This is a genomic window from Pseudomonas fakonensis (assembly GCF_019139895.1).
In the GTDB taxonomy this organism is placed as follows: domain Bacteria; phylum Pseudomonadota; class Gammaproteobacteria; order Pseudomonadales; family Pseudomonadaceae; genus Aquipseudomonas; species Aquipseudomonas fakonensis.
This window is the reverse complement of sequence record NZ_CP077076.1, coordinates 4,641,152-4,667,028: the sequence shown is the minus strand read 5'-3', so window position 1 is coordinate 4,667,028 and position 25,877 is coordinate 4,641,152. Positions and strand designations below refer to the sequence as shown.

Below are 25,877 nucleotides of genomic sequence, written 5' to 3'. Positions count from 1 at the left end.
TCAGGTAGAAACCCATGGCCCGAGTTCGCCACAAACGCAAGCCGGTCGCCGAGATGAACGTGGTGCCCTACATCGACGTGATGCTGGTGCTGCTGGTCATCTTCATGGTGACCGCCCCCATGCTCAACCAGGGCGTGAAGGTGGACCTGCCCAAGGTTTCCAGCGAAGCCCTGCCGCAGGACAACAACGTCCAGATCCTGACCATCTCGATCAAGGCCGACAAGACCTACTACTGGAACCTTGGCAGCGAAGTCGACACCGACAAGCAGATGGACAAGGCCATGACCTTGCCGGAAATGACCGGTGCGGTGACCAAGATCATTGCCGCCGGCCGTGACCAGGGCAAACAGACCCAGGTCTTCATTCGTGGCGACAAGGCGGTCGACTACGGCGCGGTCATGGGTGCCATGGGCGGGTTGCAGAAGGCCGGTGTCGGTAACGTTGGCCTGATTACCGAGGCGCCCTGATGCAACAGCGAGAGCCATCCGCCTCGGAAAGCTACTTCTGGCCCAGTGTCTGGGCCATTGGCCTGCATGTGCTGGTGTTCGGCCTGCTGTTCGTCAGTTTTGCCATGACGCCCGAGCTGCCGCCCTCCAAGCCCATCGTGCAGGCTACGCTGTACCAGCTCAAGTCGAAAAGCCAGGCCACCACCCAGACCAATCAGAAGATTGCCGGGGAAGCGAAGAAAACCGCCGCGCGCCAGACCGAAGTCGAGCAGCTGGAGCAGAAGAAGGTCGAGCAGGAGGCCATAAAGGCCGCGGAACAAAAGAAAGCCGACGCCGCTCAAAAGGCCGAAGAGGCCCGCGAAGCCGCCGAGGCGAAAAAGGCTGACGAAGCCGCCAAGGCCGCCGAACAGAAGAAGGCCGCCGAAGCCAAGAAGGCTGAAGAGGCGAAGAAGGCCGCTGAAAAGCAGCAAGCCGACATCGCCAAGAAAAAGGCTGAAGAAGAGGCCAAGAAACAGGCCGAGGAAGAAGCCAAGAAACAAGCTGCGGAAGAGGCGAAGAAGAAAGCCGCCGAAGACGCGAAGAAAAAAGCAGCCGAGGACGCGAAAAAGAAAGCCGCTGCCGAGGATGCGAAGAAAAAGGCAGCTGAAGAGGCCAAGAAAAAGGCCGCTGCAGACGCCCAGAAGAAAAAGGCACAGGAAGCGGCGCGCAAGTCGGCGGAAGACAAGAAAGCCCAGGCCCTGGCCGAGCTGTTGTCCGACTCCACCGAACGCCAGCAGGCCCTGGCCGATGAGCAGGGTGACCAGGTGGCCGGCGACTTCGACGACCTGATCCGCATGCGAGCAGCCGAAGGCTGGGCGCGTCCGCCCTCTGCGCGTAAAGGCATGACGGTAGTTCTGCAGATCAACATGTTGCCGGACGGCACCATCACCAACGTGAGCGTGGCCAAATCCAGTGGCGACGGCCCGTTCGACAGCTCGGCGGTAGCCGCGGTGAAGAACATTGGTCGGTTGACCGAGATGCAGGGCTTGAAGCCGAACGAGTTCAATCCGTATCGTTCATTCAAGATGACATTTACACCTGAGGATCTAGCGTTGTGATTAAACGTCTGAGAGGACTCCTGGTCTTGCTCTGCTGCGTGGCGGGCATGGCCATGGCAGAAGAGAAGAACATCCTGGTCACCAGCGGCAGCGATCGGGCCACGCCCATCGCCGTCGTACCGTTCGGTGTGCAGGGTGGCAGCGTGCTGCCGGAAGACATGGCCGACATCATCGGCAACGACCTGCGCAACTCCGGCTACTACTCGCCGATCCCGCGGCAGAACATGATCAGCCTGCCGAGCCAGGCCAGTGAAGTGATCTTCCGCGACTGGAAAGCCCTGGGCGCCCAGTACGTCATGGTCGGCAGCATCGTGCCGGCCGGCGGGCGCCTGCAGGTCAGCTACGCGCTGTTCAACGTCGCCACCGAGCAGCAAGTGCTGACCGGCAGCGTCGCTGGCGGTGTCGACCAGCTGCGCGACATGGCCCACTACATCGCCGACCAGTCGTTCGAGAAACTCACCGGCATCAAGGGTGCGTTCTCCACCCGCATGCTGTACGTGACTGCCGAGCGCTTCTCGACCAACAACACTCGCTACACGCTGCAACGTTCGGACTACGACGGTGCCCGCGCGGTGACCCTGCTGCAGTCCCGTGAGCCGATCCTGTCGCCGCGCTTCGCGCCGGATGGCAAGCGTATCGCCTATGTGTCGTTCGAGCAGAAGCGCCCGCGCATCTTCGTCCAGCACATCGACACCGGCCGTCGTGAGCAGATCACCAACTTCGAAGGCCTGAACGGTGCTCCGGCCTGGTCGCCTGACGGCACCCGCCTGGCGTTCGTGCTGTCCAAGGACGGCAACCCGGACATCTACGTGATGAACGTGGCTTCGCGCCAGATCAGCCGTGTCACCGCCGGCCCCGGTATCAATACCGAGCCGTTCTGGGGCAAGGATGGCAACACCCTTTACTTCACTTCCGACCGTGGCGGCAAACCGCAGATCTATAAACAGTCGGTCAGTGGTGGTGGTGCCGAGCGGGTAACTTTCGTTGGCAACTACAACGCCAACCCAAAACTGTCTGCCGATGAAAAGACCCTGGTGATGATTCATCGCCAACAGGGTTTCACCAACTTCAAGGTGGCGGCACAGGACCTGCAACGCGGAAGTGTAAAGATTCTCTCCGAGACCAGTCTTGATGAGTCTCCCACTGTTGCGCCAAACGGCACCATGCTAATCTACGCCACCCGCCAGCAGGGCCGGGGAGTCTTGATGCTCGTGTCGCTTAACGGCCGTGTGAGGCTCCCACTTCCTACCGCTCAAGGCGAAGTCAGAGAACCGTCCTGGTCCCCTTACCTGAACTGATTGCGGCGTAACACGTTTTGCTTAACACACTGGGGTTTCATTAGGAGTTTCACGATGGAAATGCTGAAGTTTGGTAAATTCGCTGCGCTGGCTCTGGCCATGGCTGTAGCTGTAGGTTGCTCCTCGAAAGGCGGTGACAACGCTGGTGAAGGCGCTGTTGACCCGAACGCTGGCTACGGTGCCAACACTGGCGCTGTCGACGGCTCCCTGAGCGAAGAAGCCGCCCTGCGCGCAATCACCACCTTCTACTTCGAATACGACAGCTCGGATCTGAAGCCAGAAGCCATGCGCGCCCTGGACGTTCACGCCAAGGACCTGAAAGCCAACGGCAACCGCGTTGTCCTGGAAGGCAACACCGACGAGCGCGGCACCCGCGAGTACAACATGGCTCTGGGTGAGCGTCGTGCGAAAGCCGTTCAGCGCTACCTGGTTCTGCAGGGCGTTTCCCCTGCTCAGCTGGAGCTGGTTTCCTACGGCGAAGAGCGTCCAGTTGCCACCGGCAACGACGAGCAGTCCTGGGCTCAGAACCGTCGCGTAGAACTGCGTAAGTAAGTTCTTATGCGTACGTGCCGTCGTGCTGTAACCGTCCTCGCACTCAGCCTGCCGCTTTCGGCGTGGGCTGCAGTTCCCGTAGTAGATGACAACTCGGGTGGTTACCCACCTGCGGGTTATGGCACGAGCGGCGCGTCTGCCGGGGTAGGGGCTTCGGCCCCTGCTTCTGCAAACGGTCAGCTGTTCATGCAGCTGCAACAGATGCAGGACCAGATTTCCCGCCAGCAAGGCATCATCGAAGAGCTGCAAAACGATGTGTCGCGCATGAAGCAGGAAAACCTCGAGCGCTACCAGGACCTGGACCGTCGTATCGGTACCGGTGCACCTGCCCCAGCGGCTCCAGACAATTCCTCCACCGGTGGTGCGAACAACGCAGCCACGGGTGCCGCTGCAGGCGCAAGCGCCGCGCAGCAACCGGCCGCCAGCAGCGAGCCGGGTGATCCGGCGAAAGAAAAGCTGTATTACGACGCCGCTTTCGACCAGATCAAGCAGAAGGACTTCGACAAGGCCAGCCAGGCGTTCAACGCCTTCCTGCGCAAATACCCCAACAGCCAGTACGCCGGCAACGCGCAATACTGGCTGGGTGAAGTCAACCTGGCCAAGGGTGACCTGCAGGGCGCAGGCCAGGCCTTCGCCAAGGTCAGCCAGTTGTACCCGCAGCACAGCAAGGTGCCGGACTCGCTGTACAAGCTGGCCGACGTCGAGCGCCGCCTGGGCCACACCGACAAGGTCAAGGGCATCCTGCAACAGGTCGTCACCCAGTACCCCGGCACTTCCGCCGCGCAACTGGCCCAGCGCGACCTGCAAAAGCTCTGAAAAACGTTTCATGATCAAACCCGCGCCTGTCGCGGGTTTTTTCGTTCATGCCCCTGTAGGAGCCGGCTTGCCGGCGATGGGGCCCGCGCAGCAAACGCAATCGCCGGCAGCCCGGCTCCTGCACTGGACGCGCGTTATGCCGCAGGCACGTTGGTGGACGCACCACCCGGTTGTTCGTTAAAATCTTGGCCCTTTTTCAAACACGCTATCGCGGATAACGCCATGTCGAGTCCGCGACAGTGCCTGACGGAGGCGGACAGCCTGTTTAGCTGTCACGCCCGTGGCGATCATGCAAGACACATTACGCATCACTGAAGTCTTTTACTCGTTGCAGGGTGAAACACGCACGGCTGGGCTGCCCACGGTATTCGTGCGCCTGACCGGCTGCCCCCTGCGCTGCCAGTACTGCGACAGTGCCTACGCCTTCACCGGCGGCACCATTCGCAGCCTCGATTCGATCCTCGAGCAGGTGGCCGGCTTCAAGCCGCGCTATGTCTGCGTCACCGGCGGCGAGCCGCTGGCCCAGCCCAATGCGCTGCCCTTGCTCAAGCGCCTGTGTGACGCCGGCTACGAGGTGTCGCTGGAAACCAGCGGTGCCCTGGACATTGCCGGCGCCGACACCCGCGTCAGCCGTGTGGTCGACCTCAAAACCCCAGGCTCGCAGGAGTCGCACCGCAACCGCTACGAGAACATCGAGCTGCTGACCCGCAACGACCAGGTCAAGTTCGTCATCTGTTCCCGTGAGGACTACGATTGGGCGGTCTCCAAGCTGATTCAGTACAACCTGGCCGAACGCGCCGGTGAAGTGCTGTTTTCGCCGAGCCACCATCAGGTGAGCGCCACCGACCTGGCCGACTGGATCGTCGCCGACAACCTGCCCGTGCGTTTCCAGCTGCAGCTGCACAAGCTGCTGTGGAACGACGAACCTGGACGCTGAGAGAAAAGACATGACTGACAAACGTGCTGTAATCCTGCTGTCCGGTGGTCTGGACTCGGCCACCGTGGTGGCCATGGCCAAGGCCGAGGGCTATGCCTGCTACACCATGAGCTTCGACTACGGCCAGCGCCACCGCGCCGAGCTCAACGCAGCGGCCCGCGTGGCCCGCGACTTGGGGGTGGTCGAGCACAAGGTGATCGGCCTGAACCTCGATGGCATCGGCGGTTCGGCCCTGACCGACACCAGCATCGACGTGCCAGAGGCGCCGAGTGAAGGCATCCCGGTCACCTACGTGCCGGCCCGTAACACCGTGTTCCTGTCCCTGGCCCTGGGTTGGGCCGAGGTGTTAGAAGCGCGCGACATCTTCATCGGTGTCAACGCGGTGGACTATTCCGGTTACCCGGACTGCCGCCCCGAGTTCGTCGAAGCCTTCGAGCGCATGGCCAACCTGGCCACCAAGGCCGGCGTCGAAGGGCAGGGCTTCCGCATCCAGGCGCCACTGCAGAACCTGAGCAAGGCGCAGATCGTCGAGGCCGGCATGGCTCGCGGTGTGGACTACAGTCTGACGGTCTCGTGCTACCAGGCCGACGACGACGGTCGGGCCTGCGGCAAGTGCGACAGCTGCCGCCTGCGCGCCGATGGCTTCAAGGCGGCCGGTGTAGCCGATCCGACCCGGTATATTTGAAAATATTTCTGATGGGGTGTTGATTTCCTGTGAGAAATCAGTAATATACGCGCCATCCAACGGGTCGTTAGCTCAGTTGGTAGAGCAGTTGGCTTTTAACCAATTGGTCGTAGGTTCGAATCCTACACGACCCACCATATGCAGTAAGAAAAAGCCCGCCTTCATGGCGGGCTTTTTCGTTTTCGACACCCAGCAGGGGTCGCTGCATTCGAACCTCTCCTACAGCGCAGGCGATGCTCGCCAGCAAGAGCGCTGGCAGTTGTGCTGTCAAACAACCGACTTGAAAGATCCGGCAGCCAGGCGCGCAACTCTTCCATTGGCGTCAATTTTCCTGCAGCTGCGCTCCGTTTATTTTAGGCAGGCTATCTAAGTCTTTGACCGTTGGTCGAAAATACTACCGTTTATCCTTCTTCAGGAGGGTTTGACACGTGTAGAAAAATTCATTTTCCCTTACTGCTCAAGGGGCTGCCCACTACCTAAAAAGTAAGGGTTGTAGCCTATTGCCATTAGTCCTTTCGTCTGAGTCGCCCTAGGCTGTAATTGCTGGTGGCCTCTCTACTGCCAAAGGGCAGCCTGTGCCACCTTTTTCTTCATGACCATTTCATGGGTGAAACAAAATGGCGACCATCACGTTCTCGAGAGGTTTCAGCTTTCAGGATGAACCGCTGTGGACAGGCGTCCTTACCCTGGCAGGCAGTACGACCTTCACCATCAGCGACGCTACTCGCTCGCTGACCTTCACCGGCCTGTTCACCTACCCCGGCGGCGCACCAGCCGGCCTCCTGCAGAACATCACTTACCGTGACAGCACTGGCGTGGTCTATACCCTCACCGGTGTTGGCAGGGAAGTGGCGACGGTCGCCCAGGCCGCGCTGAGCAGCGGCTTGACTCAGGCCACCTACGCCTTCCTGCTTGATGGCAACGACACCATTCGCGGCAGCGCCGGTAACGATTCGCTACTGGGGTTTGCCGGCAACGACCTGCTCGATGGCAGGGCTGGCTCCGATGTCATGGCCGGTGGCACTGGCGACGATACCTACGTGGTGGATAGCGCAGGTGATCAGGTCATCGAGAGCGCCAATGAAGGCATCGATCAGGTCAACGTGGCTATCACCACCGCCGGCGCTACCTACGCCCTCGGTGACAATGTCGAGAATGCCCGCCTGAACAGCAGCGTTGCCTTCAACCTTGTCGGCAACCAGCTGGACAACCTGCTGGTCGGCAACGCAGCGGCCAACCGCCTCGATGGCGGGCTAGGGGCCGATAATCTGCAGGGGGGCGCGGGGGATGACACGTACGTGGTGGATGACGCTGGCGATGTGGTAATCGACAGTGCAGGCGTGGACACCGTCGAGTCGTCGATCAGCTACATCCTCGGTGCTGCCCTCGAAAACCTGGTGCTGACCGGCAGTGATGCCACAGGCGGCAATGGCAACACCGGCGACAACATCCTTGATGGCTCGCAGAACAGTGCCGCCAACGTGCTCACCGGGCTTGGTGGAAACGACATCTACATCATCGGTGAGGGAGACAGCGTGGTCGAAGCCATAGGCGGCGGTACCGACCTGGTACGTTCCACGGCCGACTACCGTCTTGAAGACAACGTCGAGAACCTGACCCTGATCGGCACTGCTGATCTGGAGGGCAAGGGCAACGATCTAGCCAACGTCATCACCGGCAATGTGGGCGACAACAAGCTCGATGGTGTGGGAGGGGTGGATACCCTCATCGGTGGGCAGGGGGACGACCAGTACGTAGTTGACCTCACGGCCAGCAACCAGCTGGAGGATACCATCGTTGAGCTTGCCGACCAGGGTAACGATACGCTTACCCTGGCCAGCGCATTCGACAATGCGTTGGTGACCACGTTGGCGCTCGCCGTCAACCTGGAAAACATCGATGCGCGGGACACCGGCACTCTGACGCTGAACCTCACCGGGAATGCGGCCGGCAATCTCATCCACGGCAATGACGGCAACAATACCCTCGATGGCCTGGCCGGGGCCGATACCCTGATCGGCCATGATGGCGACGACACCTACGTGGTCGACAACCTCGGCGACCAGGTCATTGAGCAGGCTGATGAAGGCGATGATACGGTCAATGTGGGAATTACGACTGTCGGCGGGCTGTACGCCCTCGGTGCCAACTTGGAAAACGTCCGGTTGACCAATACCGTTGCGTTCGACGTCACTGGCAACGCCTTGGCCAATATCCTGGTCGGCAATGCCGCCGCCAACCGCATCGATGGTGGTTTGGGCGCCGACGACATGCAGGGCGGGGCCGGCAATGACACCTATGTTGTGGACGATGTAGGTGACCAGGTGACCGATTCGGCCGGTTCCGATACGGTCGAGTCGTCGATCACCTACACCCTGGGCGCGGGGCTGGAAACCCTGATCCTCACAGGCAGCAACGCCATCAATGGCACCGGCAACGATGCCGCCAACATCCTCGCGGGGTCGCTGAATAGCGCAGCGAACGTGCTGACCGGTCTGGGCGGCAACGATACCTATGTCGTCGGCGTCAACGACACTGTGGTGGAGGCCGCAGGTGGCGGTATCGACACGGTGCGTTCGGCCTTCGACCATGCCCTGGCCGACAATGTCGAAAACCTCACCCTCACGGGCTCGGCCAGCGTGAATGCCACTGGCAACGGCCTGGCTAACGTTATCCTCGGCAACAGCGGCAACAATGCACTCGATGGTGGCGATGGGGTAGACACCCTGCAAGGTGGTGCCGGTAATGATGACTACCTGGTTGAGCTCGGGCAGGATAACGCCATTGTCGACCGTGTTGTCGAGGTGGCGAACGAGGGTATCGACTTCGTCATCCTGCGCGGTGGCAATGGGCTACTTACCACAGCATCCACGTTGACCCTGGGTGCCAACTTCGAAGGGCTGGATGCCAGCGAAACCACCGGGGTGCGACTGAACCTCACTGGCAATGGCGCCGACAACCTGCTGTTCGGCAATGACACCGACAATCTCATCGATGGTGGTGGCGGCGCCGACCTGATGTTCGGCGGCACCGGCAACGACACCTATGTGGTGGACAACGTCAATGACGATGTGCTGGAAAGCCTCGATGAAGGCGACGACTCGGTCAACGTGGCCATCGCCACTGCCGGTGGCCTGTATGCCCTGGGCGACAACATCGAGCATGCACGGTTGATGAACAGCGTGGCGTTCAACCTCACGGGCAACGATGTTGACAACCAGCTGATCGGCAACGCTGCCGCCAATCGAATCGACGGTGGCCTGGGCGCCGACGATATGCAGGGCGGAGCCGGTAACGACACCTATGTGGTGGACAATGTCGGTGATCAGGTGACCGATACGTCCGGTGTCGACACGGTCGAGTCGTCGATCACCTACACCCTTGGTGCAGGCCTGGAAACCCTGATCCTCACCGGCAGCGACGCCATCAACGGCACAGGCAACGATGACGCCAACATCCTCGCGGGCTCGCTGAACACAGCAAGTAACGTACTGACCGGCCTGGGAGGCAACGATACCTACGTGGTCAGCGATGGTGACACGGTGGTGGAGGCGCTGAACGGTGGTATCGACACGGTACGCTCGAACGTGAGCTACACCTTGGGCGACAACGTCGAGAACCTCACCCTGACCACTACCGCGAGCCTGAACGGAACCGGCAACGCGCTTGCCAATACCATCATTGGTAACAGTGGCGACAACGAGCTGGACGGGGGTGACGGCGTCGATACCCTGCAGGGTGGTGCCGGTGACGATACGTACTGGCTGGATCTGAACCAGGGCAACACCCTCATCGACCGGGTGGTGGAAAACGCCAATGAAGGCAACGATCTGTTGCTGTTGCGCGGTGGCAACCCGCTGCTGATCGGCGCAGTCACCCTCACGTTGCAGGCCAATGTCGAGAACATCGATGCGGTCGGCGCCGCAGGCGTGAAACTCAATCTCACCGGTAACGCGGCAGCCAACTTCCTGGGTGGCAACAACACCGACAACGTGCTCGATGGAGGCGCCGGTGCCGACACCCTGGTCGGGCGCGAAGGCAACGACACCTACCTGGTCGACAACGAGGGCGACGAGGTGGTGGAGCAGTCCGGGGAAGGGGTCGATACGGTAAACGTCAACATCGCTACCGCCGGTGGCCTGTACCTGCTGGGCGCCAACCTGGAGAATGCGCGGCTGGCCAGCAGCGTGGCCTTTGACCTTACCGGCAACGCCCAGAACAATCAGTTGATCGGCAACGCCGCCGCCAACCGGCTGGATGGTGGTCTGGGTGCCGACAATATGCAGGGCGGCGCAGGCAATGACTCTTATGTAGTGGACGATAGCGGTGACCTTGTCACCGATACCGCAGGTATCGACACCGTGGAAGCGTCGATCACCTATACCCTCGCCGCTAGCCTGGAAAACCTCATCCTCACCGGCAGCGATGCCATCGATGGAACCGGCAACGCCTCCGCGAACGTCCTTGACGGTTCACGCAATGATGGCGCCAACACGCTGACAGGCATGGCCGGCAACGACACCTACGTCGTGGGCGACGGCGACACGGTGGTGGAGGCGCTAAATGCCGGTATCGATACCGTGCAGTCAGCGCAGAGCTACGTCCTCGGCGACAACGTCGAAAATCTGACTCTCACCGGCACCGACAACATCGATGGTACCGGCAACGAGCTCGCCAATATCATCATCGGCAACAACGGCAACAACGTCCTCGATGGCCTGGGCGGGGTCGACGTGCTGCAGGGTGGTGCGGGTGACGACACCTACCTTCTCGACCTTGACCAGAACAGCGCGATCATCGACCAGGTGGTGGAAAATGCCAACCAGGGCTTTGACGCCCTGATGCTACGCGGTGGCAATGCATCGCTGACCAGCGCCGTGACCATTGCCCTTGCCGCCCATTTCGAAGCCATCGATGCCAGCGGTGCCAGTGGCGTGCGCCTGAACCTCAGCGGCAATGGCGTCGACAACGTGTTGATCGGCAACAACACGGACAATCTCATCAATGGTGGGGCCGGTGCCGACTTCATGGCCGGGCGTGAAGGTAATGATACCTACACGGTGGACAGCGTCAGTGATGCGATCGAGGAGTTCGACGGCGAAGGCGTGGATACGATCAATGTCGCCATTGCCACCGCAGGTGGGCAATACACCCTTGGCGAAAACGTTGAGAACGGCCGGCTGAGTAATACCGTCGCGTTCGATCTGAGTGGCAATGCTGGCGACAATCAGCTGGTCGGCAACGCCGCGGCCAACCGTATCGATGGTGGTGCCGGCGCTGACGACATGCAAGGCGGAGCGGGCAACGACACCTATGTGGTTGACGATGTCAGCGATCGAGTCACCGACACGGCCGGTGCCGATACGGTCGAGTCGTCGATCACCTACACCCTTGGCGCGGGTCTGGAAACCCTGATCCTCACCGGTAGCGATGCCATCAACGGCACCGGCAACGAGGCAGCCAACATCCTCGCCGGCTCACTGAACAGCGCAGCCAACGTGCTCACGGGGCTGGGCGGCAACGACACTTACGTCGTCGGCGCTGACGATGTCGTGGTGGAGGCTGTGGGCGGTGGCATTGATACGGTGCGCTCGGCCTTCAGTTACATTCTGGGCGACAACGTGGAGAACCTGACTCTGGTCGGGGTGGGCAACATCGATGGCAAGGGCAACAACCTGGCCAACGTCATTCTCGGCAACAGCGGCAACAACAAGCTCGATGGCGTGGGTGGGGTCGATACCCTGCAGGGGGGGCTTGGCAATGATCAGTACGTGGTCGACCTCACTGTTGGCAACCAGTTGGAGGACCAGGTGATCGAGCGCGCTGGCGAGGGCATCGATACCCTTACCCTGGCCAGCGCATTCGACAACAACATCGTCACCACCCTTGTACTCGACGGCAACCTGGAAAACGTCGATGCCCGAGATACTGGCACGTTGTCGTTGAACCTTACTGGTAACGCGGCCAGCAACCTCATCCAGGGCAATGATGGCAACAACACCCTCGATGGCCTGGCGGGCGCCGATACCCTCATCGGCCATGGCGGCAACGACACCTACGTGGTGGACAATGCGGGCGATGTCGTGATCGAGCAGGCGGGCGAAGGAACCGACAGGGTCAATGTGGGCATCGCCACCGCTGGCGGGCTGTATGTGCTGGGCGCCAATCTGGAAATCGCACAACTGACCAGCACCGTGGCCTACGATCTTGTCGGCAATGCCCAGGCCAATACCCTGGTGGGCAACGCTGCGGCCAACCGCATCGACGGCGGCCTGGGCGCCGACAACATGCAAGGTGGAGCGGGCAACGACACCTATGTGGTGGACAACGCAGGCGATCTGGTCAGCGACACGGCCGGTGTCGATACGGTCGAGGCATCGATTACCTATACCCTCGGCGCAGGCCTGGAAACCCTGATCCTCACCGGTAGTGACGCCATCAACGGCACCGGCAACGATGCGGCCAACATCCTCGCCGGTTCGCTCAGCAGCGCGGCTAACGTGTTGGCGGGGCTGGGTGGGGACGATACCTATGTCATCGGCGTCAACGATACTGTGGTGGAAGCGGCGGGCGGTGGCGTCGACACGGTACGTTCGGCCTTCGACTGTATCCTTGGCGACAATGTCGAGAACCTCACCCTGACCGGCACGGCCAATGTGAATGCCACTGGCAACGGGCTGGCCAACATCATCATCGGCAACAGTGGCGGCAACGTGCTGAATGGCCTGGGCGGTGTGGATACCCTGCGCGGTGGTGCTGGCAACGACACCTACATTGTCGAGCTGAGCAATGCCAATGCCCTGGTGGACAGCGTGACCGAGAACGCCAACGAGGGCACTGACACGCTGCGCCTGGTTGGCGGCAACAATGCGGCAACACTGGCTACCCTGGCCCTGGCGAGCAACCTCGAGAACCTCGACGCCAGCCTCACCGGCAGCGTGCTGCTCAACCTCACTGGCAATGCGGCCAACAACGTGATTACCGGCAACGATGCCGACAACGTGATCAACGGTGGCGCCGGCAACGACACCCTGTTGGGCGGGGTGGGCAACGATACCCTGATCGGCAGCACCGGTAATGACCAGATGGATGGCGGCCAGGGTAACGACACCTACGCCGTCGACAGCCTCGGCGACAGCGTGATCGAAGGCCACGACGCCGGTATCGACCTGGTCAACGTGGCCATCGCCACGGCGGGTGGCACCTACACCCTCGGCAGCAATGTCGAGAACGCCATCCTGACCAGCACCGTGGCCTACAACCTCACCGGCAACGAACTGGACAACACCTTGACCGGCAACGCCGCGGCCAACGTGCTTGATGGTGGCGCCGGGGCAGATGTGATGAACGGCGGGGCGGGCAATGACACCTACTACTTGGACGATGTGGGCGATGTGATCATCGACAGTGCCGGTATCGACACGGTGATCTCCAGTATCACCTTCGACCTTGACGGCACCAGCCTTGAGAACCTCACGCTGACCGGTACTGACGATATCGACGCGTTCGGCAACCAGTTGGCCAACCACCTGATCGGCAACAGTGGCAACAACGTGCTCGATGGCTTTGGTGGCGTGGACATTCTGGAGGGTGGTGCCGGCGATGACCTGTACTTCGTCGACCTGATGGCCGGCAACGCGCTGCAGGATACGGTGATCGAGCAGGCCGGCCAGGGCAATGATGCCATCGTGGCGTTCGGCGGTACGGCCGGGCTTGCGGCTACCACCCTGACCCTGGGGGCGAATATCGAGAACCTCGATGTGAGCCAGACCGAGGAGGGGGTCAAGCTCAACCTGGTGGGTAACACCCTGGACAACATACTGGTGGGCAACAGCTCGCAGAACGTCTTCACCGGCGGGCTGGGCAGCGACACCTTTGCCTTCGATGCGTTGAGCCAGTTGGGCAATACCGCAGCTACCCGTGACACCATCAGCGACTTTGTGTCGGGGGTGGACCAGATCGACCTGACGGGGATTGGCAATTTTACCCTGGTTGCCAATTCCGCAGCGGTGAATGGGGCCAATCAGGTGTATCTGGACTCGGGCGTACTGCACGGTACGGTGGACGGTGTGAACCAGGCCTTCGAAATCGTCCTGACCGGGGTCACCACCCTGGCGCAGTCCGATTTCGTCGCCTGACCTGCTGCACCGGCGTTGCCGGTGATCGCCGGCAACGCCGGCTCCTATGGCGTTTTGACTGTCGCCAGGCCAGCGCGGCCCCTGTAGGAGCTGGCTTGCCAGCGATAGGGCCGGTACAGGCTAAGGCTCCACCAACCAGTCATTGGCCCGGCGGATGTCACTGTCGGTCAACTGCCCGCGCCAGCGGTGCAGGGGCAGCAGGCTGGTGATGAAGCGTTACTGCGCCTGCTGCAGGTCGCGGCGGGCGCGGAATTCCTCGCGGATGCTGTACAGCACGTCGGTACTGGTGTTGATGCCGCGCTTGTAGACTTCCTGTGCCGAACGCGTGGCCGCAGTGGTCGGCTCCACGGCCACCCGCGTCGCCTTGATGCGTTGCGGCTCGGCGTTCATGGTCAGGAAGGCGCTGGCGGTTTGGCGCTTGACCTGGCGGCGCAACGCACCCAGCGCCAGTTCGTCTTCAGCGGCAAGCACCGCGCAGTAGCGCTCGGCCAGGTCGATGCTGGCCTGGATGCGGGTGTCCTCGGCCTCGAAGTCACGCTGGTGGCCCGCTGCAAGCCTCAGATCCAGCGCTGGTTGTGTGGGTACAACACCTTTACGGGCCTCATCTACAGGTACGGCGTCGGCCTGAAGGTGAGTGGTCCCTGTGGGAGAGGCTTGAGCCGCGAACACCTGAGTGGCCGGTGCCATTCAATTATGGGGCAAGCCCGCTCCCACAGCTCGACAGGGTGGGCTCAGACACGAAACTGCTCCATCAACGCCTGCTGCTGGTTGGCCAGGCGGTTCAGTGCCTGGCTGATGTGCGCCGACTCCTCGGCCTGGCCAGACAACGACTCGGTGACGTCACGAATGCCCGCCACGTTGCGGTTCACTTCCTCGGCCACGGCGCTTTGCTCTTCAGCGGCGGAGGCGATTTGCAGGTTCATGTCGCTGATCACCGCCACCGCCTCGCCGATGCGTTGCAACGCCGGCAAAGTCAGCGCCATCTGCGCGGCGCTGTCCTGGGCCTGGCGCTGGCCGCCCTGCATGGCGCCGACCACGTCATGGGTGCCTTGCTGCAGGCCTTCGATCACCTGGCGAATTTCCTCCACCGACACTTGCGTGCGCTGGGCCAGGTTGCGTACCTCGTCGGCCACCACCGCAAAGCCACGTCCGGCCTCGCCGGCGCGGGCAGCCTCGATGGCGGCGTTGAGGGCCAGCAGGTTGGTCTGCTCGGCGATGGCGCGGATCACCTCCAGCACCGAGCCGATCTGCTCGCTGCTGCTTTCCAGCGCGCGGGCTTGCTCCATGGCGGCATCCATGCCGCCGGCCAGGCGCTCGATGGCCTGGCCGGCGGCGCCCACCAGGTCAAGGCCTTCGCGGGTGGCCTGGTCAGCGCCACGGGCAGCGTGGGCTGCCTGCGAGGCGTTGCGCGCCACATCCTGGGCGGTGGCGCTCATTTCGTTGGCGGCAGTGGCCACCTGTTCGATCTCGCGGTGCTGCTGCTGCATGCCGGCGCTGGTCTGGCTGGCGATCACCGCCGACTGGTCAGCCGTGCCGCGGGCTTCGCCCAGCGAGTCTTTGACCTGGGCGATCACCGGTTGCAGCTTGTCGAGGAAGCGGTTGAACCAGTTGCTGAGCTGGCCCAGTTCGTCGTCGCGGGCGTAGTCCAGGCGGCGGGTCAGGTCGCCTTCGCCACTGGCGATGTCTTTCAGGCGTGCGGCCACGGCGAGGATCGGCCGGGTTACCCCGCGGGCGGTCAGCCACACCAGCAACAGGCCGAGCACGGCGGCGCCCAGGCCCACCAGCAGGCTGGTGAGGTTGGCGCTGCGGTTGTGTTCGTCCAGGCGCTGGTTGAGGGCCACTGCGGGCGCTTGCAGCACGCTTTGTGGCAGTTCCAGCGACACCTGCCAGGGCGCGGCGCCGGGGATTGGCGCGAACGGGTGGGCGACCCGCAGCATGCCTTGCGCCGTGTCCTGGTTGAGGGCACGGCCCAGCTTGGTGGCATCCAGGCTGTGCCCGGCCAGCAGGCCGGCGGCGCTGACAATGCTCACCTGGCCCTGGCCGTCGAACAGCTCCTGGCGCCCGGCCAGGCTCAGTTGCTGCAGGTTGTTCAGGCCGATGTCCAGGCCCACCACACCTACCACCTTGCCCGCTTCGAGCAGGGGCAGGGCGATGCTGGTCATCAGCACCTGCTGGCCGTTGACGTCGTCCAGGTAGGGTTCGAGCATGCACGGCCGGCCGCTTTCCAGCGGGCAGGTCAGCCAACGGTTCTTGGCAATGCCGTTACTGCCCAGGCTGGCGTCGCCGAGCATCGACTCGGGCATGGCTTCCTGCTCCAGGGCGCCGGGGCTGGGTTGCGACCAATACAGTGAGAAGCGCCCGGTCTCGTTGCTGCCGGTGGCATCGGCGCCGATGAACTGGCTGTCCTGGTGGTCCAGGGCATTGGGCTGGAACACCAGGTACAGGCCGATGATGTCGGGGTTGCCGGCCAGGCTCGCCTGGGCCTGGCGGGTCAGGTCGGCGCGCAGGTCGCTGGCGCCTTTTTGCCTGAGCACCTGCACCAGGCGGGCAAAGCCGTTGCCGTACTGGTAGGCGTCCATGAAGTAGCGCTGGATGCGCAGCGCCTGGGTTTCGGCATGGGCCTTAAGGCGCAGGCGGGCGCTGTGTTCGAGCATTTCGGTGCTGGCCTGGCTGACCAGGGCAGCGCTGCGCCGGGCCTGGCCCAGCGCGCTGGTGACCAGCACGGCGACGATGGCCAGCAGGCACAGGCCGGCAAGCAGGGTGATCTTCCACTGGATGGTGAGGCGGCGCGGCAACATGGGCGGATCCTTCACGGTCTGAAAGCAGCACGCCCGCGGTCAGGCGGGCGTGGGTGGGTTCATTCAGCGATGTAGTTCGGCGGCGCGACGCGGAAGGCCTTGGTCAGCCAGCCCAGGTACAGCACGCCAAGCGCTGCCCAGACCCCGCCGAACAGCAGCGAGTGCTCGTTCAGGTCCAGCCACAGCGAAACGATGATGCAAAAGCCGATGGTCGGCAGCACCAGGTACTTCATCTTGTTCGCCAGCCCTTGGCGCAAGCCTTCGCGCAGGAAGCAGTGGTTGATCACCGACAGGTTGACGAAGCTGAACGCCACCAGCGCGCCGAAGTTGATCACCGAGGTGGCGGTGACCAGGTCGAAGAAGATCGCCGACAGCGAAATCAGGCCGACCACGATGATGTTCAGCACCGGGGTCTTGAAGCGCGGGTGCAGGCGGGCGAACACCCCGGCCGGCAGCACGTTGTCGCGCCCCATCACGTACAAAAGGCGCGACACGCTGGTTTGCGAGGCCAGGCCCGAGGCGATGGTGTTGATCACGGTGCAGGCGATGAACACCGACTGGAACAGCTTGCCACCGACGTACAGGGCGATTTCCGGCAGCGCCGCTTCCTGGTCGTGGAAGCGCTGCATGGTCGGGAAGTAGGCCTGGATGAAGTACGACACGCCGATGAACATCACCCCGCCGATCAGCGCGGTGAGGAAGATCGCCTTGGGGATGGTCTTGCCCGGGTCGCGGGTTTCTTCCGACAGGCAGGTGACCGCATCGAAGCCCAGGAACGAGAAGCACAGGATGGTCGCCCCGGCCGCCAGGGCGGCGAACTGGGTCTTGTCGTCGACGAACGGCGTCAGGCTCCACGCGGTGCCCAGGCCCTCTCCCTGATCCAGGCCACGTACGCAGAGGTAGACGAACACGCTCATGATGGCCACCTGCACCAGCACGAACAGCAAGTTGAAATGCGCCACCAGGTTGATGCTGCGCATGTTGATCAGGCTGATCAGGGTGACGAAGCCGACCACCCAGGCCCACTCCGGGACCTCGGGGAACATCGCCGACAGGTACAGCTTGGCCAGCAGCGCGTTGACCATGGGCAGCAGCAGGTAGTCCAGCAGCGACGACCAGCCCACCAGAAAGCCCACGTGCGGGTTGATCGCGCGCTGGGTGTAGGTGTAGGCCGAACCCGACTGCGGGAAGCGCCGAACCAGGGTGCCGTAGCTCACCGCGGTGAACAGCACCCCGGCCAGGGCCAGGATGTAGGCACTGGGCACGTGCCCGGCGGTGATGCCGGAGACGATGCCGAAGGTGTCGAACACGGTCATCGGGGTGAGGTAGGCCAGGCCGATGATCACCACGTGCCAGAGGCGCAGGGATTTACGGAACTGGCCGGTGCCGGTGGCGCTGTGGTCATGCATGCGGGCGGCACTCCTGTTGCGGGGCTGCGGGCACGAACGGCGGGCACGGCAAGGTCGAGCGGGTTGGCTCCATGTTGTTCACCTTTTATGGAGGAGCTGCGAGGTGCGCGGGGAGGGCGCTGGTGTCAGGGCTGGCAGGGCCGGGACGAGGAAGGCGGCGCGTGCTGGGCGGGGCGTGGGGGCATCATGACGGCGCGTTGTTCTTCTTCGTGGAATGGGGCGCTTGCAAGGTGGGTGGAATAAAAAACGATGCCTAGGGAGGTGTCAAGTTAAACATGACAGAGTGATGAAGGATTAGAAGGTGAATCGGTTAATTTGGCCGAAATGCACTGATATTTTTAAAGGGTATGGCGCAATAGTCGATGTTGGTGTTCGTTAAAATTTACGTTTCAGGGCCTTTTCGCCGGCAAGCCGGCTCCTGTAGACAGTCGGGCCGGTGCAGCCACTGCAACCTATGGGATATTCTTCACCCGCCGCGCGGCAACTCCCTGGTCCGCGCCCTTATGGACAGCAATCGGTTCAATTCATGAAGAAATCAACAGGCATCCTTTCCGGTCTGGCCATTGCCATCGCCGTCGCAACCACCGCTGGCGCCTGGTACACCGGCAAGCAACTGCCGGCGGAGCTTGAGCGCTCCATCGCCAATGGCAACGCCGAGCTGAAGAAAGCCCTGGTGGGCACCGGTGGCAGCATGACCATCGAGCTGGTCTCGCTCGACCAGCACTTCTTCACCAGCACCGCGCACTACCGCCTGAAGGCCAAGGATATCCAGCTGGGCGAAGTGGAGAAGCTGAACTTCGACGTCGGCGTGGTCGACCAGATCGAGCACGGCCCGTTCCCCTGGTCGCGGGTCAAGGCGTTCAAGCTGATGCCGGTGATGGCCACCAGCAACAGTGCGCTGGAAAAGGATGACAACACCGCCGACTGGTTCGCCGCCGCCGGCGACCAGCCGCCGGTCAGCGGCCAGGTCAGCCTGGGCTATGGCGGCCATGTCGAAAGCGACATTCGCCTGGCGCCGGTCAAGCTCGAGCAGGATGGCCAGAAGGTCGTCGACTTCTCCGGCATGCAACTGCTGGTGAGCGGTGACCAGGAAGGCAAGGCGGCCGAGGTGCACGGCAACATGGGCAGCCTGGAGCTGAACTTCGCCGATGCCCAGGACACCCCGGTCAAGGTGCTGCTCAAGGGCTTCAAGCTGGGCGGCAAGCTCAGCCAGACTGCCCACGACATGATCTATGTCGGCAACATCGACCTGGCCCTGGCCAACGTACAGGTGACCAGCGGGCCCAAGCAGGAAGTGTTGCTGCTCGAGGACCTGCAGCAGAACAACCTGTACAGCGCCGATGGCGATGCCAAGGACAAGCTGTCCGGGCGCCTGGAATACAAGGTTGGCGACATCACCTACGCCGGGCGCAAGGTTGGCAGCGGCGAGATGGTCTTCACCATGAAGTCCATCGATATCCCGGCCATGCAGTCGCTGATGCAGTGGTACCAGAGCCGCCTGCCGGAAGTGCAGCAAGCTGCCGCCGAAGGCGCGGGGCTGCCGGCGCTGGACATGACCCCGGAAGAAAAGGCCAAGGTGCAGGCCGACCTGCAGCAACTGCTGGCCGGCAAGCCGCAGTTCGCCCTGGAAAAGCTGGCGTTCAAGACCGCCAACGGCGAGAGCCACTTCAACCTGGCCATGGATTTTGCCAACCCCACCTCGTTCGACCTGCCGCCTGACCAACTGGGCAAGCAACTGGTCAGCCGCCTGCACAGCAAGCTCAGCGTGTCCAAGCCGATGGTCGGTGATTTGGCCACCCTGCAGGCGCTGCTGGGCGGTGAAACCGATGCCCAGGCGATTGCCCAGCAGTCCAGCCAGGCCGGTGAGATGGTCGGCATGATGGCGCTGCAGAGCGGCATGGCCACGGTGCAGGGCAACGACGTGGTGACCAGTCTGCAGTACGCCGACGGCATGGTCGACTTCAACGGCAAGAAAATGACCATTGAAGAGTTCGCCATGTTGATCAGCGGCCACCTGGCAGCGTTGCAGCCACAAGGCTGACCTGCCGAGCAACGCCTTGATCGCGGGGCATGCCCGCTCCCACGCAAGCCCGATAGAGCGGGTAACGTGGGAGCGGGCTTGCCCCGCGATTGCGTTTGCAAGGCCTGTGCAAAAACCCCTTTTGCATCGCCCCGATTGCCTGTAGCCTTCGCCGTCCGATAATAATCCGTGCCCGCAGAGGGGCCGGGAGGGCCCGCCCAGGCTGGCCGTCCGGCGCCATTAGCCGATCTGCCAGGGCCGGGTGATACTCTCGACTGACGCGCCCAAGCGCCCCCAGGTCCCGCGATCATGACCCAGATTTCCGAACGCCTGTTGGTTCAGGCCCACCTCGACGCCAAGCAGCCGCACCCGCTGACGCCCGCGCAGGAGGCCGACTACCGTGCGGCCATCGCCGCGGAGCTGAAAAAGCAGAACGCCGTGCTGGTGGCGCACTTTTATTGCGACCCGGTGATCCAGGCCCTGGCCGAAGAGACCGGTGGCTGTGTGTCCGACTCGCTGGAAATGGCCCGCTTCGGCAAGAACCACGAGGCCGACACCGTGGTGGTGGCCGGCGTGCGTTTCATGGGCGAGACCGCAAAAATCCTCACCCCGCACAAGCGCGTGCTGATGCCGACCCTCGAGGCCACGTGCTCGCTCGACCTGGGCTGCCCGGTGGAGGCTTTCTCGGCCTTTTGCGACCAGCACCCCGAGCGTACCGTGGTGGTGTACGCCAACACCTCGGCGGCGGTCAAAGCCCGTGCCGACTGGGTGGTCACCTCCAGCTGCGCGCTGGAGATCGTCGAGAGCCTGATGGACAACGGCGAGACCATCATCTGGGGCCCGGACCAGCACCTGGGCCGCTATATCCAGAAGAAGACCGGCGCCGACATGCTGCTGTGGGACGGTGCGTGCATCGTCCATGAAGAGTTCAAGTCGCGCCAGTTGGCCGACATGAAGGCGCTGTACCCGGATGCCGCGATCCTGGTGCACCCCGAGTCGCCGGAGTCGGTGATCGACCTGGCCGACGCGGTGGGTTCCACCAGCCAGCTGATCAAGGCCGCGCAGACCCTGCCGAACAAGCAGTTCATCGTCGCCACCGACCGCGGCATCTTCTACAAGATGCAGCAGCTGTGCCCGGACAAGGAGTTCATCGAAGCCCCCACCGCCGGCAACGGCGCGGCCTGCCGCAGCTGCGCGCACTGCCCGTGGATGGCGATGAACACCCTGGAGCGGGTGCTCGACTGCCTGCGCACCGGCAGCAACGAGATCTTCGTGGAGCCGGCGCTGATTCCCAAGGCGATCAAGCCATTGAATCGCATGCTCGACTTCACCCAGGCAGCGCGGATGAAGGTGTCGGGTAACGCCTGAGGCCCTCTGATTCTGCGCAAGTGTCAGATGCGTGGGAGCGGGCTTGCCCCGCGATGGTGGTGTCAATTTCAACATCGCTATCGCGGGGCAAGCCCGCTCCCACAGGACCGTGCAAACCTCGCGATGGCGGTTGTACCTGTAGGAGCCGGCTTGCCGGCGATGAGGCCGGCACAGGCGGCACAAGGTCGTTGCGTGTGCAGTGTCGCGAAGCGTTAACGCCCCATCATGTCCTTGACCATGCGCTGCTGCTCCATCACCTCGCGCTGGCGCTGGTCGATCTGCGCGGCCAGCGGGAAGTTGCTGCCGGCACGGCGCTTGGCGTAGTCCAGCTGCTGGATTGCCTGGTCGAAGTCGCCCACCAGGGTGAAGTACTCGGCGCGGGCGCGGTGGAGGCCGATGGTGTTGCCCGAAAGCCCGCGCACTTCGGCCACGTCGTACCACACGTCCGGGTCGTCCGGGCGATTCTTCACCAGGTCATCCAGCACCTTCTCGGCCTCGGCCGGCTTGCCCTGCTTGACCAGCAGGTCGGCGCGCACCTGTTTTAGCGGGTAGTTGCCCGGGTACAGCTGCTGCATGCGCTGCACCCGCTGCTGGGCGTCGTCCAGGCGGTTGTTGGTGATGTCCAGGTCGATCTGCGCCAGGTTGTAGGTGATGTCGTTGGGCGCCTTGGCCAGCAGCGGCTTGAGGTTCTCCCGCGCTTCGTTGAGCTGGCCTCCCTTGATCAGCGCCAGGGCCAGGCCGTAGCGCGCGGCATCGAGTTTCGGGTCTACGTCGAGCTGGGCGCGGAAGCGCTTGGCCGCAAGCCCCGGGGTGCCTTCGTAGGTGAGCGCCACGCGGGCGCGGATCAGCTGGTAGCGCAGGCTGTCCTCGATACCGCCCTTGGGCGCTTGTTCGGCGCGGTTACGGGTGTCGGCCACGCGCGATTCGGTGACCGGGTGAGTCAGCAGGAACTCCGGCGGCTTGGCGTCATAACGGTACTGGCGGGCCAGGCGCTCGAACATGCTGGGCATGTTGCGCGGGTCGTAGCCGGCCTTTTCCAGGTTCTGGATGCCGATGCGGTCGGCTTCTTGTTCGTTCTGCCGGGAAAAGCGCCGCTGCTCCTGGATCGCCGCCGCCTGGGTACCGGCGATCACGCCGATACCGGCATCGCCCCCGCCGCCTGCGGCCAGCACGATACCGGCCAGCAGTGCGGCCATCATCGGCAGTTGCATGCGTTGCTGGGCTTCGACGCCACGGGCGAAGTGGCGCTGCGACAAGTGCGCCAGTTCGTGGGCCAGCACCGAGGCGTACTCGCCTTCGGTCTGGGCGTTGAGGAACAAGCCGCCGTTGACCCCGACGATACCGCCGGGTGCGGCGAAGGCGTTGAGTTCCTTGCTGTCGATCAGGATGAATTCCAGGCGCCGGTCCTGCAGCTGGCTGGTTTCGGCCAGCTTGTACACGCTGGTCTCGACGAAGTCCTTGAGCTGCGGGTCGTTGAGCTGGTTGACCTGGCCGCGCAGCAGGCTCAGCCAGGCACGGCCGAGGTCGTGTTCCTGCTTTGGTGAAACGATCGCGGAACTGGCATCGCCCAGTGACGGCAGGTCGTCGGCGTGGCCGGGCAGGGCCATCAGGCAGGCCAGCGCCAGCAGGGTAGGGCGCAGTAGATTCATGCAGAAGCTCGCGTCGGTCAAAAGGCTTACTGTAGCCGGGTCGCACGAAGCCGACCAGTGGCGGTATCCTACCGGCCATTTCCACGCTGCCCAGGAGCTGCGCCCGATGAGTGACACCCTGACTTGTGACGCCGAGCTCGACGCCAGCGGTCTTAATTGTCCATTGCCGCTGCTCAAGGCGAAGATGGAGCTCAACCGCCTGGCCAGTGGCGCGGTGCTCAAGGTGGTGGCCACCGACGCAGGATCGCAACGCGACTTTCGCACCTTTGCAAAACTGGCCGGTCATACCCTGCTGCACGAAACCGCCGAGGCCGGGGTGTACACCTACTGGCTGCGCAAGGCCTGATTCTCTTCCGTACAAACCCTAGGATCGTCAATGTTCAAAGTGCTCCGCGACTGGATGCAGCGCTACTTCTCGGATGAAGAGGCGGTGGTGCTGGCGGTCCTGCTGTTTCTGGCCTTCACCGTGGTGCTCACCCTGGGCGGCATGCTGGCGCCGGTGCTGGCGGGCATGGTGCTGGCGTTCCTGATGCAGGGCCTGGTCAACGCCCTGGAGCGTTTGCGGGTGCCCACGCGGCTGGCGGTGTGGCTGGTGTTCGCGCTGTTCATGGGGGCGCTGGCGGTATTCATGCTGGTGCTGGTGCCGCTTTTGTGGCACCAGTTGATCACCCTGTTCAACGAGTTGCCGGGCATGCTCGGCAAATGGCAGTCGCTGTTGCTGTTGCTGCCGGAGCGCTACCCGCACCTGGTGTCGGACGAGCAGGTGCTGCGCGCCATCGAGTCGGTGCGTGGCGAAATCGGCAAGTTCGGCCAATGGGCGCTGACCTTCTCGTTGTCGAGCCTGCCGCTGCTGGTCAACGCGATGATCTACCTGGTACTGGTGCCGATCCTGGTGTTCTTCTTCCTCAAGGACCGCGAGCTGATCGGGCGCTGGGTCAGCGGCTACCTGCCGCGCCAGCGAACCTTGCTCAACCGGGTGGGCGACGAAATGAACCGGCAGATCGCCAACTATATTCGCGGCAAGGGCATCGAGATCCTCATCTGCGGCATTGCCACCTATATCGCCTTCATCAGCCTGGGGCTCAACTACGCCGCCTTGCTGGCGCTGCTGGTGGGGCTGTCGGTGGTGGTGCCCTACGTCGGGGCGGTGGTGGTGACCGTGCCGGTAACCTTGATCGCGCTGTTCCAGTGGGGCTGGGGCGACCAGTTCATCTACCTGATGGCGGTGTACGCGATCATCCAGGCGCTGGACGGCAACGTGCTGGTGCCGCTGCTGTTCTCCGAGGCGGTGAGCCTGCACCCGGTGGCGATCATCTGCGCGGTGCTGCTGTTCGGCGGGCTGTGGGGGTTCTGGGGGATCTTCTTCGCCATCCCGCTGGCGACGTTGTTCAAGGCCGTGCTGGATGCCTGGCCGCGACAGGAGAGCAGTGTTTCGCCGATGCTTTGACCTGTAGGAGCCGGCTTGCCGGCGATGGGGCCCTGGCGGGAAATGATGTTTCCTGGTCTGGCCTCATCGCCGGCAAGCCGGCTCCTACAGGGTTGCGTGCTGCTTCAGGCCTTGTTCAGCGCCTGGGCTGCAGCCAATACGGCATCCACATGCCCTGGCACCTTCACCCCGCGCCACTCCTGGCGCAGCACGCCGTCGCGGTCGATCAGGAAGGTGCTGCGGTCGACGCCCAGGTATTCCTTGCCATACAGCTTCTTCAGCTTGATCACGTCGAACAGCTGGCACAGGGCTTCGTCCTTGTCGCTGATCAGCTCGAAGGGGAAGGCCTGCTTGGCCTTGAAGTTCTCGTGGGACTTGATGCCATCACGCGACACGCCGAACACCAGGGTGTTGGCCGCCTGGAACGCCGCGTGCTGGTCGCGAAAGCCCTGGCCTTCAGTGGTGCAGCCCGGGGTGCTGTCCTTGGGATAGAAGTACAACACCACCTGCTGGCCCTTGAGCTCAGCCAGGCTGACGGTCTGGCCGCTGGTGGCCTGAACCTGGAAGTCGGCGACAGGTTGGTCGAGTGCTACGGCCATGGGAGCTTCCTTAAACAGGGTTCTGTGGGCGCCACGGTTCGATCAGCGCGTCCAGGTTGAGGGCGTCGGCAAAGTCCAGGAACTGATCACGCAGCCAGCTGATCTGGGTGCCGGCCGGCAGGATCACGGTGAACTGGGCGTTGAGCATGCTGCTGCCGGTCTGCGGGGCGAGGTAGGTGTCGCAGGTCATGGCGTCCAGCTCGACGCGGTGGTCGAGGAAGAACTGGCACAGCTCGTTGATGATGTCCGGGCGATAGGCGGCGCTGACATAAGCGACGTACGGCAGTGCCTGGGGGCGTACTTCCTGCTCGGCGCTGCGCACCACGTCCAGAGTCAGGCCGTGTTTCTTGACCAGGCCCGGCAGGGTGGTTTCGAGGCGTGCCAGGGCATCCCAGCTGCCGCCGACCTGCAGCACCAGGGCGCTGGTTTCGCCGTGGCGGGTCAGGCGCGAGGTGACCACCGCACAGCGGTTGTCGAAGGCTGCGCGGCTCAGCACATTGGCCAGCTCCATGGGGTTGGGGCCCAGGGCGCTGATAACGAGGAATTGTTCGCGAACGGTGGGGGTGGACATGCAGCATTCCTAAAGCGATGAGCGGTCGGCGCAGGACGGGGTTGGCGGCTGTTCAGGCAGGCCGGAAG

Annotated in this window: 18 protein-coding genes, 1 tRNA gene and 1 pseudogene; 13 read left to right on the top strand and 7 right to left on the bottom strand. The window is 63.0% G+C overall.

Annotated features, from left to right (window positions below):
- Window positions 1-14: 14 nt before the first annotated feature.
- The 9 genes from tolR (at window position 15) to KSS94_RS20435 (ending at window position 13,969) form a co-directional block, all read left to right on the top strand.
- Window positions 15-467, top strand: coding sequence for a protein TolR (gene tolR, locus KSS94_RS20475; RefSeq protein ID WP_039603824.1), 453 nt, complete (start codon window positions 15-17; stop codon window positions 465-467).
- Window positions 467-1,543 (top strand): cell envelope integrity protein TolA, encoded by a 1,077-nt coding sequence (tolA, locus tag KSS94_RS20470; protein WP_217839887.1) that lies wholly within the window; start codon window positions 467-469, stop codon window positions 1,541-1,543. Before tolR ends, tolA begins: the two co-directional genes overlap by 1 nt.
- A 47-nt stretch (window positions 1,544-1,590) precedes the next feature.
- Window positions 1,591-2,841 carry a Tol-Pal system beta propeller repeat protein TolB gene (gene tolB, locus KSS94_RS20465; protein ID WP_217843633.1) on the top strand — a complete coding sequence of 417 codons (1,251 nt, stop codon included), beginning with the start codon at window positions 1,591-1,593 and terminating at the stop codon, window positions 2,839-2,841.
- A 54-nt stretch (window positions 2,842-2,895) separates the two neighbouring features.
- Complete coding sequence (gene pal / locus KSS94_RS20460; RefSeq protein WP_023381906.1) at window positions 2,896-3,393, top strand: peptidoglycan-associated lipoprotein Pal; 498 nt, start codon at window positions 2,896-2,898, stop codon at window positions 3,391-3,393.
- 6 nt (window positions 3,394-3,399) lie between these two features.
- Window positions 3,400-4,209, top strand: coding sequence for a tol-pal system protein YbgF (gene ybgF, locus KSS94_RS20455; RefSeq protein WP_217839886.1), 810 nt, complete (start codon window positions 3,400-3,402; stop codon window positions 4,207-4,209).
- Between the two features lie 289 nt (window positions 4,210-4,498).
- Window positions 4,499-5,146 (top strand): 7-carboxy-7-deazaguanine synthase QueE, encoded by a 648-nt coding sequence (gene queE, locus KSS94_RS20450; RefSeq protein WP_217839885.1) that lies wholly within the window; start codon window positions 4,499-4,501, stop codon window positions 5,144-5,146.
- A 10-nt stretch (window positions 5,147-5,156) separates the two neighbouring features.
- On the top strand, window positions 5,157-5,831 hold the full coding sequence (gene queC / locus KSS94_RS20445) for a 7-cyano-7-deazaguanine synthase QueC (protein WP_217839884.1): 675 nt from the start codon (window positions 5,157-5,159) through the stop codon (window positions 5,829-5,831).
- 61 nt (window positions 5,832-5,892) lie between these two features.
- Window positions 5,893-5,968: transfer RNA gene (locus tag KSS94_RS20440), tRNA-Lys, on the top strand.
- Between the two features lie 480 nt (window positions 5,969-6,448).
- Entirely contained in the window at window positions 6,449-13,969 is a 7,521-nt protein-coding gene (locus KSS94_RS20435; RefSeq protein WP_217839883.1) for a calcium-binding protein, read from the top strand.
- 216 nt (window positions 13,970-14,185) lie between these two features.
- Here the strand turns inward: KSS94_RS20435 and KSS94_RS20430 are convergent, their stop codons facing one another.
- The 4 genes and pseudogenes from KSS94_RS20430 to KSS94_RS20420 form a co-directional block, all read right to left on the bottom strand.
- On the bottom strand, window positions 14,186-14,656 hold the full coding sequence (locus tag KSS94_RS20430; RefSeq protein ID WP_217839882.1) for a TolC family protein: 471 nt from the start codon (window positions 14,654-14,656) through the stop codon (window positions 14,186-14,188).
- 44 nt (window positions 14,657-14,700) lie between these two features.
- Window positions 14,701-15,456, bottom strand: coding sequence for a methyl-accepting chemotaxis protein (locus tag KSS94_RS27655; protein ID WP_369992262.1), 756 nt, complete (start codon window positions 15,454-15,456; stop codon window positions 14,701-14,703).
- A 102-nt stretch (window positions 15,457-15,558) separates the two neighbouring features.
- Window positions 15,559-16,548, bottom strand: a pseudogene (locus KSS94_RS27650) (methyl-accepting chemotaxis protein); the annotation flags it as partial.
- Between the two features lie 278 nt (window positions 16,549-16,826).
- Complete coding sequence (locus KSS94_RS20420) at window positions 16,827-18,176, bottom strand: APC family permease (RefSeq protein ID WP_217839880.1); 1,350 nt, start codon at window positions 18,174-18,176, stop codon at window positions 16,827-16,829.
- 526 nt (window positions 18,177-18,702) lie between these two features.
- On the opposite strand from KSS94_RS20420, the gene KSS94_RS20415 reads away from it, so the two are divergent.
- Window positions 18,703-20,217: a YdgA family protein gene (locus KSS94_RS20415; RefSeq protein ID WP_217839879.1), complete on the top strand. Its 1,515-nt coding sequence runs from the start codon at window positions 18,703-18,705 to the stop codon at window positions 20,215-20,217.
- Between the two features lie 288 nt (window positions 20,218-20,505).
- Window positions 20,506-21,564, top strand: coding sequence for a quinolinate synthase NadA (nadA, locus tag KSS94_RS20410; protein WP_217839878.1), 1,059 nt, complete (start codon window positions 20,506-20,508; stop codon window positions 21,562-21,564).
- Window positions 21,565-21,776: 212 nt separating this feature from the next.
- Here nadA and KSS94_RS20405 read toward each other — a convergent pair whose 3' ends face one another.
- The gene (locus tag KSS94_RS20405) at window positions 21,777-23,213 is read right to left on the bottom strand and encodes a M48 family metalloprotease (protein WP_217839877.1); all 1,437 of its coding nucleotides are present in this window, start codon (window positions 23,211-23,213) and stop codon (window positions 21,777-21,779) included.
- A 106-nt stretch (window positions 23,214-23,319) separates the two neighbouring features.
- On the opposite strand from KSS94_RS20405, the gene KSS94_RS20400 reads away from it, so the two are divergent.
- Together KSS94_RS20400 and KSS94_RS20395 are read left to right on the top strand one after the other, a co-directional pair.
- Entirely contained in the window at window positions 23,320-23,559 is a 240-nt protein-coding gene (locus KSS94_RS20400; RefSeq protein ID WP_217839876.1) for a sulfurtransferase TusA family protein, read from the top strand.
- A 30-nt stretch (window positions 23,560-23,589) separates the two neighbouring features.
- Complete coding sequence (locus KSS94_RS20395) at window positions 23,590-24,660, top strand: AI-2E family transporter (RefSeq protein WP_217839875.1); 1,071 nt, start codon at window positions 23,590-23,592, stop codon at window positions 24,658-24,660.
- Window positions 24,661-24,764: 104 nt separating this feature from the next.
- Here KSS94_RS20395 and KSS94_RS20390 read toward each other — a convergent pair whose 3' ends face one another.
- Both KSS94_RS20390 and KSS94_RS20385 read right to left on the bottom strand, forming a co-directional pair.
- Entirely contained in the window at window positions 24,765-25,238 is a 474-nt protein-coding gene (locus tag KSS94_RS20390) for a peroxiredoxin (RefSeq protein WP_217839874.1), read from the bottom strand.
- A 10-nt stretch (window positions 25,239-25,248) separates the two neighbouring features.
- Window positions 25,249-25,809 (bottom strand): glycine cleavage system transcriptional repressor, encoded by a 561-nt coding sequence (locus KSS94_RS20385; RefSeq protein ID WP_217839873.1) that lies wholly within the window; start codon window positions 25,807-25,809, stop codon window positions 25,249-25,251.
- Window positions 25,810-25,877 lie beyond the last annotated feature (68 nt).

Bases quoted from the DNA above. Each gene is read 5' to 3' on its own strand.
- KSS94_RS20385 (WP_217839873.1), bottom strand. From the start codon at position 25,809: ATGTCCACCCCCACCGTTCGCGAACAATTCCTCGTTATCAGCGCCCTG.
- KSS94_RS20400 (WP_217839876.1), top strand. From the start codon at position 23,320: ATGAGTGACACCCTGACTTGTGACGCCGAGCTCGACGCCAGCGGTCTT.
- queC (WP_217839884.1), top strand. From the start codon at position 5,157: ATGACTGACAAACGTGCTGTAATCCTGCTGTCCGGTGGTCTGGACTCG.
- KSS94_RS27655 (WP_369992262.1), bottom strand. From the start codon at position 15,456: ATGCAGCAGCAGCACCGCGAGATCGAACAGGTGGCCACTGCCGCCAAC.
- tolB (WP_217843633.1), top strand. From the start codon at position 1,591: ATGGCCATGGCAGAAGAGAAGAACATCCTGGTCACCAGCGGCAGCGAT.
- tolR (WP_039603824.1), top strand. From the start codon at position 15: ATGGCCCGAGTTCGCCACAAACGCAAGCCGGTCGCCGAGATGAACGTG.
- tolA (WP_217839887.1), top strand. From the start codon at position 467: ATGCAACAGCGAGAGCCATCCGCCTCGGAAAGCTACTTCTGGCCCAGT.
- ybgF (WP_217839886.1), top strand. From the start codon at position 3,400: ATGCGTACGTGCCGTCGTGCTGTAACCGTCCTCGCACTCAGCCTGCCG.
- KSS94_RS20420 (WP_217839880.1), bottom strand. From the start codon at position 18,176: ATGCATGACCACAGCGCCACCGGCACCGGCCAGTTCCGTAAATCCCTG.
- KSS94_RS20430 (WP_217839882.1), bottom strand. From the start codon at position 14,656: ATGGCACCGGCCACTCAGGTGTTCGCGGCTCAAGCCTCTCCCACAGGG.
- KSS94_RS20395 (WP_217839875.1), top strand. From the start codon at position 23,590: ATGTTCAAAGTGCTCCGCGACTGGATGCAGCGCTACTTCTCGGATGAA.
- KSS94_RS20390 (WP_217839874.1), bottom strand. From the start codon at position 25,238: ATGGCCGTAGCACTCGACCAACCTGTCGCCGACTTCCAGGTTCAGGCC.
- pal (WP_023381906.1), top strand. From the start codon at position 2,896: ATGGAAATGCTGAAGTTTGGTAAATTCGCTGCGCTGGCTCTGGCCATG.
- KSS94_RS20405 (WP_217839877.1), bottom strand. From the start codon at position 23,213: ATGAATCTACTGCGCCCTACCCTGCTGGCGCTGGCCTGCCTGATGGCC.
- KSS94_RS20435 (WP_217839883.1), top strand. From the start codon at position 6,449: ATGGCGACCATCACGTTCTCGAGAGGTTTCAGCTTTCAGGATGAACCG.
- KSS94_RS20415 (WP_217839879.1), top strand. From the start codon at position 18,703: ATGAAGAAATCAACAGGCATCCTTTCCGGTCTGGCCATTGCCATCGCC.
- queE (WP_217839885.1), top strand. From the start codon at position 4,499: ATGCAAGACACATTACGCATCACTGAAGTCTTTTACTCGTTGCAGGGT.
- nadA (WP_217839878.1), top strand. From the start codon at position 20,506: ATGACCCAGATTTCCGAACGCCTGTTGGTTCAGGCCCACCTCGACGCC.